Here is an 11,961-nt window from a genome sequence, read left to right on the forward strand (position 1 = left end):
ATATTAAAGATAATGAGTTGGTAAATATTACTAATCTAGCAAATATTATATGTTGACTTTTATTATTTAAATCTAAAGTTCTAAAACCATTTCTAATTTCTCTCTTAGTATTAACTATTTTAAGTAGCTTATTTTCAAAAACAAAAAATACCGACATAATAATTACACACAGAAGAGTATAATCAACATTCTCTCTTTTTATTGCACTTATGATGATTATTAATGCCGTTATTAGTCTTGAGGTTTGAAATGAGGAAGTATTTTTTTTAAAATATAGTAAGGTCGATATTAAATGGAAAGCTCCAAATAAGAATAAGACGCCAGTTACATCACCAGTACCAAAGCTTAAAGTGATGAATAAGATTAGTGCTAACACTACGAGAAAAAGATCATTTTCTTTTCTCATTTTATTTATTATGAAGTTCATATATTGTATATCAAAAAAACAGCACTTAAATTAAGTGCTGTTAATTATTTAAAGTCTAACCACTAGATTCTGGCTATCAACAAATCTACCGACATCACTCTCAAGCATGGCGATAACATTAGCAACATGACTTGGTTGCATGATTGTTGTTGGATCTTCGTCTGGTGCTAAAGTTTTACGCAAGTCAGTAGCACAGCGACCTGGAGAGATACAAACAACGCGTGTTCCATATATAGATAGTTCAGCCTTCATGACTTCACTCATATTGATCATTGCAGCCTTAGAAGCTGAATATGTTAACCAACCTGAACGACCATTCATACCTGCTGTTGATGCAATATTGACAATCAGCTCAAACTTATTTCCAGCTTGAAGCATTTTCTGAACGATCGTAAATGGAGCATATAAGTTTACTTCCATTGTACGTTCAAAATCAGAGAACTCAATTTGCTGAATACTTTCAGGCTTTGTAAAACCTGCATTGTTAATCAAAATATCAATGTTGTTATATTCAACATTAATATTATTAATTACGCTTTGAACTAATTCTCTATCAGCAAGATCAATAAAGTAATGTTTGACATTTTTATTGAATGGATTATTGTCACTTAATTCTTGCAGCAACTCTTTAAATGAATCTGATTCACGCGCCAACAAAATAAAGTTTGTTACGCTATTATCTTCATAAAAGAAGCGCTTACACGTCTCAAGCCCAATCCCTTTTGATGCGCCTGTTATTAGAATAGTTTTACTCATTTGAATCATTTCCACTTAGTAAAAAACCAGCAACTTTTACGTCAACTGGGGTTGTAACTTTAAAATTATTATCAGAGCCATCTGTAAATAAAACTTCAAAACCCATTGATGCTAAAAGCGTTGCATCCTCAGTAAAATTTAAACCTTTATCTTTCGCCATTGTATGAGCGGACTCAAGCTCTGACTTAACAAACTTTTGAGGTAGTTGTACATTACGCAATTTACTACGCTCTAAATAGCCAGTCACTTTACCAGTTTCTGGTTCTACAGGAGCAACAGTAAATGGAATTTCATGCATATAGCTCACATTGCTTGCATGATGTTCAACAAGCGATTGGAAATCATCAGAAGTAATCATTGGGCGAGCAGATTCATGAATGATCACATTATCAGATGAACATTCACTTACCATCAGTGCAACGGATTCATGACGGGTTGCGCCTGCTTCTACATACTTGACAGCTTTTTTAATCCCATACTTTTCAACAATTTTTTGTGTCTGCTCTAGCCACCCATGCGGGTAGTTTATCACTATCTCATTGATCTCATCACAACCATCCGCAGCCACGAGAGAAAAAACAATGATAGGGATACCATTAATATTTAAAAATTGTTTAGGTCTGTCAGCTGCTACGCGTGAGCCGACGCCACCATTCAGTAGAATTAAGCTATACATAATACTTCCTTTTTAAACAATCAAGTTTAACACTATAAATTGAATATTAGTAGTATAAAAATGAATTACCCCGGTTGGGGAATTCAAATAAAAACATTTAAGTTCAATGAGTTAAGAAAAAATGAGTAACTATTTATTTCGAATATCTTCATTTTTCACACTCACTTTAACGGGCTTTCCTAACAGGTTAATCAGCATGAAAGAGCGCTTCTCGCCATCAGGCTCCTGGTAAATCGCTTCTATCCCTTTGAATTGACCTTTACTCAATTTCAAAGTCTCGCCCGGTTGTGGTAGGTGAGAGAGCTTCTTACGCTGCTCTTCACTGTCTTCATTGACCATCAACCCATAAATCAAATCTGGCTGAACTACCTGAGGTACCGCCCCTTGGCGAATAAAATTAGCGACCCCACGAGTAGAACGGACTGTGGTATAGGTGACCACTTCAGGATCGAAGTAAACAAACATATAACTCGGGAACAAAGGCTCAAAAGCCTCAACCCGCTTGCCACGAACTACCTTTTGAACGGTAACCTGAGGGTAGTAACATTCCACCCCTTGACGATCTAGGTTGATCACGGCGCGTTCTTGCTCACTGCGCTTACAATACAAGAGATACCAATCTTTCATTTTGCCTTACCCAAGACCGTTATTTGCTGTTACTCATTATAAGTTCAACAATTTAAAGAACAATGTCTGATCTTCTTTTGGCACAATTTTCAAACAGCCCGCTTTGTAACAAATATGAAAAAGTAGATTTCACGGTTTTTCACATCACACAAACCCAAAAATTCAGCACATAACACCAAAAAATCCAACACCAAAAGATTATACATCCAAAAACCGTTTCTGGAACTTAGATTTCATTATTGAACCATTTTCATACAAGCTTTTATTAATCAAGCACTTAAAATGTTTTTAAATTGTATCGCCTATGTGATTATTTGCAGTTCTAAAATTTGTCGATTATAAAAGTCCCCGCATTAGCAAACACAAAACCAACTAAATATAGAGAATAATCATGAACAACCTTAATCGTGGCACGCTATTTGGCCACCCGAAAGGTTTGTTCTTACTGTTTGGAACCGAACTGTGGGAACGCTTTTCATACTACGCCATGCGCGCCATTCTTGTTTTATATCTAACGGATAAAACCATCAATGGCGGCCTAGGCTGGACAACCCAAGACGCCTTGAACCTTTACGGTATCTACACCGGCCTTGTTTATATCACCCCATTAATTGGTGGTTGGATTGCCGATAACTTCCTCGGCCAGCGCCGCTCAATCCTGATCGGTGGCGTGCTGATGGCTTTGGGCCAGTTTACCCTTGCCCTGCCTAACAGCATGGTTGATCCCTACTCTGCCAACGCTTTCTACCTTGGCTTAGGCTTGCTTATCATTGGTAATGGCTTATTCAAGCCAAACATTTCCACTATGGTGGGTGATTTATACCAAGAAGGCGATAACCGCCGCGACGGTGCATTTACCATCTTTTACATGGGGATCAACCTCGGCTCACTGCTTGCTGGTATTATCGCAGGCTCGGCTTCTGCCGCTTATGGCTGGAAAGCAGGCTTCTTAACTGCCGGTATCGGTATGCTCATCAGCCTGGTGACCCAAATGGTTTTCGCCGAACGCCTACTTGGTGATATCGGTAAGGTGCCAGCAGCAAAACGTGCTGCGGCAATGAACAAATCAGGCAAACAGGAGCCACTGACCAAAGAAGAACGTGACCGCCTGAAAGTCATTATGATCATGGGTATGTTCGTGGTTATCTTCTGGGCTGGCTTTGAGCAAGCCGGTGGCCTGATGAACATCTTCTCGCAGCAATACACTGATCGAATGATCGGTAGCTTCGAAGTACCTGCTGCTTGGTTCCAGTCGCTTAACCCGTTCTTCGTGATCACCCTCGCGCCTTTGATCGCCTCTATCTGGGTGAAAATGGGGCCGAAAGAGCCAAGCTCTCCAGTGAAGTTTGCGATGGGTTTATTTTTCCTCGCTGCAGGCTTTGTGTGCATGATGGGTGCGGTAATGCAGCAGGGTGGCGACGTGACTGTGAAAACATCCATGTTGTGGCTGGTTGGCGCGTACTTTTTCCATACTCTTGGCGAACTGTGCCTGTCCCCAATCGGACTGTCGATGGTCACTAAGCTTGCACCACTTCGCCTGGCGTCTCTGATGATGGGCGCATGGTTTGGCTTCAATGCCATTGCCAACTATGTCGCCGGTATTATCGGTGCCCATGTCGGTGAAGCAGGCCCGATGGCTATCTTCAGCGGTATTGCTATCGCGGCTACCGTATCGGGGATCTTGCTACTGCTTTGCTCTAACCAACTTATCCGCTGGATGCATGGTGCCGAAGGCAAAGTCGTTGACGATGAAGCCGCTGCCCAGCCGGTGGAAGCATAAAATAGAAGCATAGTTTATTGCCGTTGGCACAATAGCAATAAAAAGCGAGAGCCTAGCTGCTAGGCTCTCGCTTTTCAATTTAGGTCCAATTGAAAGTCAGCGTTTACGCTTAATGGTCAAGCTAAAACTGGCTGAGCCAATCTCACTCAATGAAAGCCGGCCACCCGACTCAGCCAGCTTCAATCTTACCGTCTCATTGCTGCCGGCTTTACTACCCAACCAGTTTTGCCCTTCAATCGCATAGTTGCCGTCACTCGTTTGCAACGCGGCAGACAGGCCAGCCGCGCACACCGCCACACTACGATCTGTCGCATCAAATATACCGAAAATGGCCTTGATCGGTGAGGCATAGCCCGAACTTTTCATCCCATTTTCAATTAACTTCACCAACCCTTTACTGCTTGTCTCGCTAGCCATCCGGTTGCGTAAGTAATCATTGAAAAATGCACGTATTAACAAGGTGGTTGCAGTCCCGTTCTCTTGCCCAGTGGCTGAATCCACTAAATAGAACGCCAACCGCCCGTCCATCAGCCAGGCATAATCTAACAGCACCGGTTGAACATCTGCCGGTTGTAGAACACAGTAATTGAGTTGCCAATCACCTAATGTCGATTCGGTTTCCGGCATCAATCCCATTAACAATTCACGAGAAGCAACAGGGTTAGCCTTCAGCTCTTCGATATGCCATTCCAGCTCTTCATCAACCACCGTTTCATCTTCAACACTGATCCACAGGCTGGAGAAGTCCCCTCCCTCCGTCACCGTATCATGCAGCTTCAGTACCGATAGCATGGCAGATTTCAGTACCATGATGTTATCAAGTGGCTTTACCAGAAAATCCTTAACCCCAAGGCGCAAAGCCGAAGCAACATCGGCCATATCTCCCGACCCTGAAATCACAATAATCGGTATCATTGGGTACTGAACAGAAGCTTCCTCGACAAATTCCATCCCCGTCAACACGGGCATGGCCAAGTCACAAAGGAGCACATCAGGAATCCCCTCGCGCAACGCCCTCAAACCTTGCAAACCATCCTCTGCTTCGCGAACATGGCATCCCTGGCTTTTAAGAAAGCCCACCAGCATTGTTCGGAACACAGGATCATCTTCAACAATGAGAACATCTTTATCTTCCAGCAAAGTCTGCTCCCTCCGAGAGTGGTGATGATTCTCCCCGACTGTACGATTTCGGGGATGATGTTGAGAGTTAATATTCATAAATCCCCAATTCATATCTTCTCACACGCTTAACAAAAGCATAGGTCGGATTTGTTCATCCGTCAGGAGGAAATACAGTCAATGGTTTGAATAAAACGATTTCTGTTAACAAGGTCTAAAAACGAACAAATTCAAATATTAAAGTTATCAATAAAGCTGCACCATCCCATGCAAATAACGGATACCACGCGTACAAAAATAAGCCACAACATGCATACCTTTGAGGTTAAGCGACTAAATTACCGGCATCCGGATGTTAATATCATGAATAGTTTGCAAGCTATAGTTTGATTTACGACAAAACATGTAACGATATGAAGCTCTCGTTAAGTATTTTGTTATACAATTCCCGATTATAAGTTTTCAATGATATGAAGTTATGAAGCTTGACGATTTAAATTTATTCCGCATGGTTGTTGAGAATGGTAGCTATACTGCCGCCTCTCGCAAGACCCAAGTACCGGTTGCAACACTGACAAGACGTATTCAGGCACTCGAAGAATGTTTGAATATCCGGCTACTAAACCGTCATGCCAGAAAACTATCGCTGACTGAAGCGGGTCAGAAGTTCTATGATGAATGCAGCCCACTGCTAAAACAGTTGGTCGATACAACTGAACATATCAGTGAAGAATCGAAGGGTGCGGCAGGTAAACTCAAAATTGCTGCCCCATCAAACCTCACCAAGGTCATGCTCCAGCCAATGCTGAATGCATTTATGGCACAGCACCCGGCGATCAGTATCGAAATCTCAATGAGCAACGATCCTGAGCTGCTTGACCCTACTGACTGGGACATTATTTTCCGCGTTGGCCCTCAACGTGACTCGACGCTTATCGCCCGAAAGATTAACGCCGTAAAAGATATTTTGGTGGCGAGCCCGGCGTACCTTAAGCAAAACCCTGAGCCTAAACACGCCCAAGATCTTCACCAATTACCATTGCTAAAAGGTAAACCGCTACTACGCTGGCGCTTAACCGACAGCAACGGAGAAACAGTGACCATTGGCGAACGCGGGCGATTTGAAGCCAATGAACTCAATGTTGTTCGTGAAGCCTGTATCTCTGGGCTCGGTATCGCACTGATGCCTGACGCCATGCTAGAAAAATACATCGGCTCGGGGCAACTCGTCCAAATACTGCATAACTGGTCTGCCAACCCGCGTGAAGTTTACCTCATGTACAACCACCGTGATTACCAACCAGAGAAACTGCGTTTGTTTATCGAGTTTGCCAGCGAATACTTCAAGCTATAGCGCAAACGACTATTCACGATAAGTTTGCCGCTAGAATCCTCCACTAAAGCGATCCCGCATACAGCTGCTGCAACTGATTTGGTCTCAAATCAGTTGCAGGCAATTTCTTGCCAACTCTCCCAACCCCGACTAAATGTTTAATATGCCCAAAATGACTTGGGATTAGCACTATGGATAAGAACACATTGTGTTTGGGGAACGTGTTCTTTGCTGAAAAGTTTGTGCACTAGGCACAATAAAAACGGGGAAACGTTATGATTCTGGGACACTTATTTGGGCTGTACACCCATCCGAAGCAAGAATGGCGTACCATAGATAAGGAACATGAAGGCGTGCAAAGCAGCCTTAGCCACGTAATGCTCATTGCGTTGCTGCCACCGACATTTGCCTTTATTTCCAGTGTATTTATAGGTTGGCGTATAGGTGTTGGCGAGCCTATCTACCTCACACAAGGCAGTGCCCTTGCCATGTCTGTTGCCATGTACTTTGCGTTAATTGCAGGCGTATTTGCTTTAGCTTACCTCACCTATTGGATGAGCCATACATTTGGTTCGACGCCGACCTACACGCAGGCACTGGAGCTGGCGTCTTATACCGCTACACCGCTGTTTATGGTCAGTATTGCCGCCATTTACCCGCAGGTTTGGTTCCTAATGATTGCGGGGTTGATCGGCATCGCCTACTCCGTCTACCTACTGTATACCGGTGTACCGATATTGATGCACATTCCTGAAGAGCGAGGCTTTATTTATTCCAGCTCTATTGTGACTTGTGGTCTGGTGCTGTTGGTATCCATCATCGCGGGATCGGTCATTCTGTGGAACCTGGGTATAGGGCCGCAGTTTAGCCACTAGAAGATGGTTCTGTGGTTCTGTGGTTCTGAATTCTATACACAAAAAAGCGAGAGCCTAGTGGCTCTCGCTTCTTTTTATTCATAGGACCTTAGGAACATAGCACCGCTCTTACACGCCTTCGTTGTGCAACTCTAGGTTTGCCAGATCCTGCTGGATTTCACGCTTGGTTTTCGAATCTTCGCTGCGTAGCGACTCAAGGTAATCAAGGTAGCCCTGATCGATATCACCCGTTACGTAAGAGCCACTGAATACTGACGTTTCGAACTTGTTGATATCCGGGTTGCCCTCGGCAACAGCCGCAACCAAGTCTTCAAGATCTTGGAAAATCAAGCCATCCGCACCAATCATCTGGCAGATTTCATCCACTTCACGGCCGTGAGCAATCAGCTCATTGGCACTTGGCATGTCGATGCCATATACGTTAGGGAAACGGACCTCAGGCGCCGCAGAAGCAAGGTAAACCTTACGCGCCCCCGCTTCACGTGCCATTTCGATGATTTGCTCGGAGGTGGTACCGCGAACAATGGAATCATCCACCAACAGTACGCTCTTGTCTTTGAACTCAGAGCGAATTGCGTTTAGCTTGCGGCGAACCGACTTGCGGCGCATTTGCTGACCAGGCATGATGAAGGTACGACCAACATAGCGGTTTTTCACAAAGCCCTGTCGGTATGGCTTATCCAGGGTACGGGCAATCTCAAGCGCACTATCGCATGATGTTTCAGGGATTGGGATCACCACGTCGATATCGAGATCGTCCCACTCACGCTTGATCTTCTCACCCAGCTTTTGCCCCATACACACGCGCGCGCTGTATACCGACACTTTATCGATGAACGAATCAGGGCGGGCAAAGTAGACAAACTCAAAAACACATGGGTTTAACGCTGGGTTATCAGCACATTGTTCAGTGAACAGCTGACCGTCGAAGGTAATGTAAACGGCTTCGCCGGGTGCAACATCACGCATGAAGTCAAAACCAACAGCATCCAGTGCCACCGACTCTGATGCCACCATGTATTCAACCTTGCCTTCGACTTCGCGCTTACCAAGGCAAAGCGGGCGAATACCGTTTGGATCGCGGAATGCAATCAAACCATGGCCAATCACCATCGCAACCACCGCGTAGGCGCCAGCAACCGTGCGATGCACTTCACGCACAGCTTTGAAGATTTCTTCCGGTTTGATTGGGTAAGACGTTGCTTCTTCGAGTTGGTTAGCCAATACGTTCAGCAAGATCTCTGAGTCAGAGGTTGTGTTGACATGGCGACGCGCTTTTTCAAACAATGTCTCGCGAAGATCGGCTGCGTTGGTCAAGTTACCATTGTGAGCCAAAGAGATGCCGTACGGTGAGTTTACGTAGAATGGCTGTGCCTCAGATGCACTAGAGCTACCTGCTGTAGGATAACGAACATGGCCAATGCCCACGTTGCCCTGAAGTCGCTGCATGTGTTTAGCTTCAAACACATCGCGTACTAATCCATTTGCCTTACGCAGACGAAAACGATTGCTTTCCAAGGTAACAATACCAGCGGCATCCTGGCCGCGATGCTGCAGCACGGTCAATGCATCATAGATAGACTGGTTTACCGGGGTTGACCCCACGATTCCGACAATACCACACATGTCCTAAATCCTCGTCACGCTTTAAGTAGCTATTTAAAATTTCAGCGGGTATCTGGCTATTTTTCAACTTACTTTAGTTGAAAACCAAATATCCGCTGATAACTGTAAAACTTGCCTTATCTCAGCAACCACTCGGTTGCTTAAGTAGATAGGCATTTATCACTTGGCGCTAGAGTCCATGGCACAAACCCTGATGTGGTTCGCCTGTTAGAACCTATCGCCAGTGAAGAAGCTCGATGTGTCTTTCAGGTAAGTAAAGAACCATTCGATAATGATGCCAAACTGTGGGATAAGCTGCGATTGTTTCCACCAATCCGCATCCGAAAACCCAGTAAATGCATCAATAAAGAACAGCACAGCCGCGACAATCAATACGCCGCGAACCCCACCAAACACAATACCCAAAACCCGGTCTGTTCCAGACAGCCCCGTTTTATGGACAAGCTGCCCTATTACGTAGTTAACGACTGCGCCGACAATCAGCGTCGCGATAAATAGAGCAGCAATGGCGCTACCATTCCGTAGCATTTCATCCTGAAAATTAGTGAAGTGGGCTGCTAGCTGCGGATAAAAGTTACTCGCGACAAAAAATGCTGCAAACCAAATCACCAGTGACAATGCTTCTTTTACAAAACCACGGATTAAACTAACCAGTGCAGAGAAGCCTATTACGCCTAAAATTACGTAATCAATCCAGATCATCATTTGTTGTATTCGTCTTGTTGGTGCGTATTCTAACAGAAAAAATGAGAACGCAAACGTTTACCTAAGGGTTTAGTGGATTAAATCTGACCAATCGGCCCTTTAATCCGGTTAATTTTTCCAATTCTTTGAGCTCGGTAGTCAACTTGGATTTTGATACATCAGGGCCAACAACCACCCGGGCCAAATCCCCAGCTTTTGGCTGCTTCGGAAAAACATGCGCTTGATAGCCTTCGTTGCGCAGCCTCTCAACCAGTTTATGCGCGTTGTCAAAGTTACGGAAAACCCCTAGCTGGACCACCCACCCGCTGTCTTGGTTTGTTCCCTTTGGCTCAGTCACAACCGGCAGCTCAACATTAACAGGTTCGTTAGCTACCGCAGTATCAACGGTGGCATCACCCGCTTCCCCATCGATAACGACAGTCACTGGCTCCGGAGGCAGACCCACCTCGGCAAACTCTGGCTCAGGAATGCGCTCATAGTCATCGTCGGCCTCCACTTCTGGTTGCAGTGGAATACTGGCAAACTGCTCCTGATAATGCTGTTTCTTACCATCGAATAGATCAGGAAGAAAAATAACGCCGATAGCGACCAAAATAATGGTACCGACTAGGCGACTCTGAAATTTACTTGCCACACTGACTCCTATTCACGTGTTGCTAGGTGACTGGAAACTTGTCCCACAGTGTAAAATGAGCCAAACACAATTACCATATCGTCATCCCCAACCTGTGTCAGGGCTGCGTCATAAGCTTGTTCCGGGGTATCAAACCCGACTGGGTTGCCCGGTAGTTGAGCGATAATTTCGCTTGCCGTGGCGGCACGCGGGCCAGAAAGCGATGCGGGATACCAAACATCAACAATGTCTGTCATCTCGGCAATGGTTGCAGCTATGTCTTTATCGTGCAGCATAGCAACAACAGCATGAATACGTACTTTGCCTTCTTGTTGCTTGATGTTGGCCAGCTGCCCTGCAAAGTACTGCGCGGAATGCGGGTTATGGGCAACATCCATGATCACCAATGGCTGCTCGCAGGCTCGCTCCATACGCCCCGGCAATGAGGCTTTAGAAAGGCCATCCGTGATATGCTGGTCAGTAATGTCCAACTCGGCGGTGGCTAACGCCATCAATGCGGTGGCGGCATTAGGGAGTGGTAGCGAAGGTAAAGGCAGGCTATCAAGATCAAATGCACCGCACTGCCAACGCCAAGTGCTGCCCTGCACTTCATAGTTGAACTGGTAGCCCACCTGATGAAGCTCAGCACCAATATCGTCGGCATGGGCCGGTACGGTAGCCGGTGGGTTTGGCTGGCCGCAAATGGCAGGCTTTTGAGCGCGGAAGATACCGGCCTTCTCGTAGCCAATCACATTGATATCATCACCCAGCCAATCCACATGGTCGACAGCCAAGCTGGTGATCACCGATACATCATGATCGGCAATGTTGGTGGCATCCAAACGGCCACCGAGACCAACCTCAAGGATCGCCACATCGACCTGCAGGCTTTTAAACAGCTGCAGCGCCGCCAAAGTGCCGAACTCAAACAGGCTTAAGCTAACATCGCCACGGTATTGCTCAACGGCCGCAAAGGCTTCGCTATGAAAGCTGTCGGCAAGCTCTTGGCCATTAATACGCACTCGCTCATTGTAGCGAACCAGGTGCGGTGAACTATAAACACCCACCTTGTAACCCGCCTCTAGCAAAATGGCTTCAAGGATTGCACAAGTCGAACCCTTACCATTGGTACCGGCAACGGTGATCACTTTCTTCGCGGGTTTGGTTAGCGCCGCCTTCTCGGCAACGGCTTGTGCCCGGTCAAGTCCGAGATCTATCGCGCTAGTGTGGAGTTGTTCTAAATAAGATAGCCATGAGGCCAAAGAGGAGGTTGCTTGTGGTGCTGTCAATCCGGACATTCTTCATCGTTTTATAGTAATCGCAATATAACGACTAATTTAACATCTTAGCGAAGAATACCAAAGCTGCCGATGCAGACATTTGTTATGAAAAGCAAAACGGGGCATTAGCCCCGTTTAACGATA

General features: G+C 45.5%; 12 protein-coding genes. 3 read left to right on the forward strand and 9 right to left on the reverse strand.

Annotation, left to right across the window (positions count from 1 at the left end; all coding sequences use genetic code 11):
- The 4 genes from C9I98_RS26725 to rfaH all read right to left on the reverse strand — a co-directional run.
- On the reverse strand, positions 1-406 hold a 406-nt coding region (locus tag C9I98_RS26725; RefSeq protein WP_211318325.1), incomplete at its 3' end, for a hypothetical protein.
- 69 nt (positions 407-475) lie between these two features.
- Positions 476-1,183, reverse strand: a complete 708-nt coding sequence (locus C9I98_RS11080; RefSeq protein WP_107271974.1) for an SDR family NAD(P)-dependent oxidoreductase — start codon at positions 1,181-1,183, stop codon at positions 476-478.
- A complete protein-coding gene (locus tag C9I98_RS11085) occupies positions 1,176-1,859 on the reverse strand; it encodes an IspD/TarI family cytidylyltransferase (protein WP_107271975.1) in 684 nt (227 codons plus the stop codon). The genes C9I98_RS11080 and C9I98_RS11085 overlap by 8 nt, the downstream gene beginning before the upstream one ends.
- A 129-nt stretch (positions 1,860-1,988) precedes the next feature.
- On the reverse strand, positions 1,989-2,486 hold the full coding sequence (gene rfaH / locus C9I98_RS11090; protein WP_107271976.1) for a transcription/translation regulatory transformer protein RfaH: 498 nt from the start codon (positions 2,484-2,486) through the stop codon (positions 1,989-1,991).
- Between the two features lie 391 nt (positions 2,487-2,877).
- On the opposite strand from rfaH, the gene C9I98_RS11095 reads away from it, so the two are divergent.
- Positions 2,878-4,266: a peptide MFS transporter gene (locus C9I98_RS11095; RefSeq protein ID WP_036818244.1), complete on the forward strand. Its 1,389-nt coding sequence runs from the start codon at positions 2,878-2,880 to the stop codon at positions 4,264-4,266.
- Between the two features lie 96 nt (positions 4,267-4,362).
- Here the strand turns inward: C9I98_RS11095 and C9I98_RS11100 are convergent, their stop codons facing one another.
- Positions 4,363-5,406: a response regulator gene (locus C9I98_RS11100; RefSeq protein WP_036818246.1), complete on the reverse strand. Its 1,044-nt coding sequence runs from the start codon at positions 5,404-5,406 to the stop codon at positions 4,363-4,365.
- A 457-nt stretch (positions 5,407-5,863) separates the two neighbouring features.
- Here C9I98_RS11100 and C9I98_RS11105 point away from each other — a divergent pair, with 457 nt between their 5' ends.
- Both C9I98_RS11105 and C9I98_RS11110 read left to right on the forward strand, forming a co-directional pair.
- Positions 5,864-6,739, forward strand: a complete 876-nt coding sequence (locus C9I98_RS11105; RefSeq protein ID WP_036818248.1) for a LysR family transcriptional regulator — start codon at positions 5,864-5,866, stop codon at positions 6,737-6,739.
- 254 nt (positions 6,740-6,993) lie between these two features.
- Positions 6,994-7,593, forward strand: a complete 600-nt coding sequence (locus C9I98_RS11110; protein WP_036818250.1) for a Yip1 family protein — start codon at positions 6,994-6,996, stop codon at positions 7,591-7,593.
- Positions 7,594-7,701: 108 nt separating this feature from the next.
- Here the strand turns inward: C9I98_RS11110 and purF are convergent, their stop codons facing one another.
- From purF to folC, 4 genes are all read right to left on the reverse strand, one after another.
- Positions 7,702-9,219, reverse strand: coding sequence for an amidophosphoribosyltransferase (gene purF / locus C9I98_RS11115; RefSeq protein ID WP_107271977.1), 1,518 nt, complete (start codon positions 9,217-9,219; stop codon positions 7,702-7,704).
- A gap of 207 nt (positions 9,220-9,426) precedes the next feature.
- The gene (locus tag C9I98_RS11120) at positions 9,427-9,921 is read right to left on the reverse strand and encodes a CvpA family protein (protein WP_107271978.1); all 495 of its coding nucleotides are present in this window, start codon (positions 9,919-9,921) and stop codon (positions 9,427-9,429) included.
- A gap of 64 nt (positions 9,922-9,985) precedes the next feature.
- Positions 9,986-10,558: an SPOR domain-containing protein gene (locus tag C9I98_RS11125; RefSeq protein ID WP_036826787.1), complete on the reverse strand. Its 573-nt coding sequence runs from the start codon at positions 10,556-10,558 to the stop codon at positions 9,986-9,988.
- An 8-nt stretch (positions 10,559-10,566) separates the two neighbouring features.
- Positions 10,567-11,835 (reverse strand): bifunctional tetrahydrofolate synthase/dihydrofolate synthase, encoded by a 1,269-nt coding sequence (gene folC, locus C9I98_RS11130; protein ID WP_107271979.1) that lies wholly within the window; start codon positions 11,833-11,835, stop codon positions 10,567-10,569.
- Between the last annotated feature and the right edge of the window lie 126 nt (positions 11,836-11,961).

It is taken from the genome of Photobacterium sanctipauli (assembly GCF_003026495.1).
Classification (GTDB): Bacteria; Pseudomonadota; Gammaproteobacteria; order Enterobacterales; family Vibrionaceae; genus Photobacterium; species Photobacterium sanctipauli.

Bases quoted from the DNA above. Each gene is read 5' to 3' on its own strand.
- C9I98_RS11080 (WP_107271974.1), bottom strand. From the start codon at position 1,183: ATGAGTAAAACTATTCTAATAACAGGCGCATCAAAAGGGATTGGGCTT.
- C9I98_RS11085 (WP_107271975.1), bottom strand. From the start codon at position 1,859: ATGTATAGCTTAATTCTACTGAATGGTGGCGTCGGCTCACGCGTAGCA.
- rfaH (WP_107271976.1), bottom strand. From the start codon at position 2,486: ATGAAAGATTGGTATCTCTTGTATTGTAAGCGCAGTGAGCAAGAACGC.
- C9I98_RS11095 (WP_036818244.1), top strand. From the start codon at position 2,878: ATGAACAACCTTAATCGTGGCACGCTATTTGGCCACCCGAAAGGTTTG.
- C9I98_RS11105 (WP_036818248.1), top strand. From the start codon at position 5,864: ATGAAGCTTGACGATTTAAATTTATTCCGCATGGTTGTTGAGAATGGT.
- C9I98_RS11110 (WP_036818250.1), top strand. From the start codon at position 6,994: ATGATTCTGGGACACTTATTTGGGCTGTACACCCATCCGAAGCAAGAA.
- purF (WP_107271977.1), bottom strand. From the start codon at position 9,219: ATGTGTGGTATTGTCGGAATCGTGGGGTCAACCCCGGTAAACCAGTCT.
- C9I98_RS11120 (WP_107271978.1), bottom strand. From the start codon at position 9,921: ATGATCTGGATTGATTACGTAATTTTAGGCGTAATAGGCTTCTCTGCA.
- folC (WP_107271979.1), bottom strand. From the start codon at position 11,835: ATGTCCGGATTGACAGCACCACAAGCAACCTCCTCTTTGGCCTCATGG.